General features: G+C 76.2%; 5 protein-coding genes. 3 read left to right on the top strand and 2 right to left on the bottom strand.

Translation table 11 applies throughout. The annotated features are described in order from the left end of the window. The 3 genes from KME75_RS40940 to KME75_RS44540 all read left to right on the top strand — a co-directional run. The coding region (locus tag KME75_RS40940; RefSeq protein ID WP_308283503.1) for a putative PEP-binding protein at positions 1-861 on the top strand (861 nt) is incomplete at its 5' end. Between the two features lie 170 nt (positions 862-1,031). After that, positions 1,032-1,229, top strand: coding sequence for a hypothetical protein (locus tag KME75_RS44545; protein WP_246633799.1), 198 nt, complete (start codon positions 1,032-1,034; stop codon positions 1,227-1,229). Continuing rightward, positions 1,229-1,477: a GNAT family N-acetyltransferase gene (locus KME75_RS44540; RefSeq protein WP_246633798.1), complete on the top strand. Its 249-nt coding sequence runs from the start codon at positions 1,229-1,231 to the stop codon at positions 1,475-1,477. The genes KME75_RS44545 and KME75_RS44540 overlap by 1 nt, the downstream gene beginning before the upstream one ends. Here KME75_RS44540 and KME75_RS40930 read toward each other — a convergent pair. Then, positions 1,438-1,947, bottom strand: coding sequence for a flavin reductase family protein (locus tag KME75_RS40930; RefSeq protein WP_219420367.1), 510 nt, complete (start codon positions 1,945-1,947; stop codon positions 1,438-1,440). The two genes, KME75_RS44540 and KME75_RS40930, sit on opposite strands and share 40 nt — an antisense overlap. Positions 1,948-2,154: 207 nt before the next feature. Beyond that, a partial coding sequence (locus KME75_RS40925; protein ID WP_281424903.1) for a sigma factor-like helix-turn-helix DNA-binding protein occupies positions 2,155-2,375 on the bottom strand: 221 nt, incomplete at its 5' end.

The following is a 2,375-nucleotide window of genomic DNA, read 5'->3' as shown; positions in this document are numbered from 1 at the left end:
GTGGGCCCCCCCGCCGACGCGACGGCGGCCGCCGCGGGGGGCGCCGACCTCGTCGGGCTCCTGCGCACCGAGTTCCTGTTCCTCGACCGGGCCGACGCCCCGGACGTCGGCGAGCAGGAGGCGGCCTACCGCGCGGTCGCCGACGCGCTCGGCGGGAAGCGGATCACGCTGCGCAGCCTCGACGTGGGCGGCGACAAGCCGCTGCCGTACCTGCCCCTGCCGGCCGAGGCCAACCCGTTCCTCGGCCTGCGCGGGATCCGGCTCGCGGCGGGGCACCCCCAGCTGCTCGCCGACCAGCTCCTCGCCGCGGTGCGGGTGGCGCACGACGCACCGGTGAGCCTCATGTTCCCGATGGTCGCCGCGCTCGACGAGCTGTTCACCGCCCGCATGGTCCTGGACGAGGCGATCGCCCGCGACGGCCGGGGCACGCCGCCCGGGCTCCAGGTGGGGATCATGGTCGAGGTACCGGCGACAGCGCTCAAGGCGGCCGCGTTCGTGCCGCACGTCGACTTCTTCAGCATCGGCACCAACGACCTCACCCAGTACGCGCTCGCCGCCGAGCGGGGCAACCCCGGCGTCGCCGCGCTGGCCGACCCGCTCGACCCCGGCGTCCTGCGGCTGGTCGACGCGGTGTGCCGGGCGGCGGGGGACCGCGCGCTGGTGGCGGTCTGCGGCGAGGCCGCGGCCGACCCGCTCGCCGCCGAGCTGCTGGTCGGGCTCGGGGTGCGGGAGCTGAGCGTGGCGCCGCCCGCGGTGCCCGGCAGCAAGCAGGCGGTGCGGGCGATCGACGCGGGCGCGGCGGCGCAGCGGGCGGCGGGGGCACTGCTGGCGGACGGTCCTGCTGCGGTCCGCCGCGGCTGAGCGATCACCTGCGCCGGCGGGCAATCCGGTTGCCCGACCGTCAGCGGGCCCGGGTCCTTCGGGCGTGCTGATCAGCGGGAGCTGCCGGGCGACGCCGAGCCCGTGACCGCCGTGCACGCCGAGGCGTTCGCGCCGCACCACCCGGGGCTTCGCCGGTCGAGCCGCGGCTGGTGGAGGACCTGCAGCGCGACCCGGCGTGGATCGCGGAGCTGTCGCTGGTCGCCGTCGTCCCCGGCGCCGTCGACGAGGTCGTCGGGCGCGTGTGCTGCACGCGGGCGGAGCTGCTCCCGGCCGGGCACGCCGTACTCGGGCTCGGCCCGCTCGGCGTGCGCGAGAAGTACCAGGCAGCGGCGTGGGCGGAGCCCTGATGCACGCGGTCCTCGGCGCGGCCGACGCGCTCGACGAGGCCCTCGTCGTGCTGCTCGGGCATCCGGGCTACTACCCGCGCTTCGGCTTCCGGCCGGCGTCGCAGCTGGGGATCGAGCCGGAGGTGCCGGACCGGGCACCCGCGTTCCGGGCCCGCCCCCTCACGGCCCACCATCCCGGCCTCACCGGGCTTCCGCTACGCCGCGCCGTTCAGGGACCTGTGACGGGCGGGTCGGCCGTCACGCCGTAGCGGCCGCGGTAGTACAGCAGCGGCAGGCGGGCGGGGTCGGCCCCCAGGTCGAGCACCCGGCCGACGGCGATCGTGTGGTCGCCGCCGTCGTACTCGTTCCACAGGGTGCAGTCGATCCAGGCGCTGACGCCGTCGAGCACGGGTGCGCCCGAGGGCCCCGGCCGCCACGGCACCCCCGCGAACTTGTCGACGCCCGAGCGCGCGAACCCGGCGCTGAGCTCCTGGTGGTCGGCGGCCAGGACGTTGATGCAGAACGTGCCCGCATCGCGGATCCGCGGCCACGTCGTGGACGTGCGGGCCGGGGCGAACGTCACCAGCGGCGGCTCGAGGGAGAGCGACGCGAAGGACTGGCAGGTGAAGCCGACGGGTCCGGAGCGCCCCGCTGCCGTCACCACGACGATGCCGGATACGAAATGGCCCAGCACCTCCCGCATGACCGCGGGGGACACCGGGCCGGGTGGGGCACTCATGACCCCGACCCTACGACCGCGCCCGCTCCCGTGGCGATCGACGCCGCGGCGCCCCCATCGGGTGAACGAGGCGCGACGCGCGCCGATGTGGTTGGTCAGGGGCACCGCGCGGAGTAGACATCACCGTGACCGGCGCCACCCGGCTCACGGGGAGCCCAATCGGGTGGCGCCGGTCAGAGTCGTCAGGGGTGGAACTGGCGCGATCGGTCAGCTGGCGTAGGCGCGCAGCCGGTCGGCGCGCTCCCCGACCCGCAGCTTCGCCATGACCTCGCGCTCGATCTGGCGCACGCGCTCACGCGAGAGCCCGAAGCGGCGGCCGATCTGGTCGAGGGTGCGCGGCTGGCCGTCGTCGAGGCCGTAGCGCATCCGGATGACCTGGGACTCCCGGTCCTCCAGCGTGCCCAGCACCCGGCGCAGGTCGTCGTGCA

The organism is Pseudonocardia nigra (genome assembly GCF_019396355.1).
In the GTDB taxonomy this organism is placed as follows: domain Bacteria; phylum Actinomycetota; class Actinomycetes; order Mycobacteriales; family Pseudonocardiaceae; genus Pseudonocardia; species Pseudonocardia nigra.
This window is presented reverse-complemented; position numbering and strand designations above follow the sequence as displayed.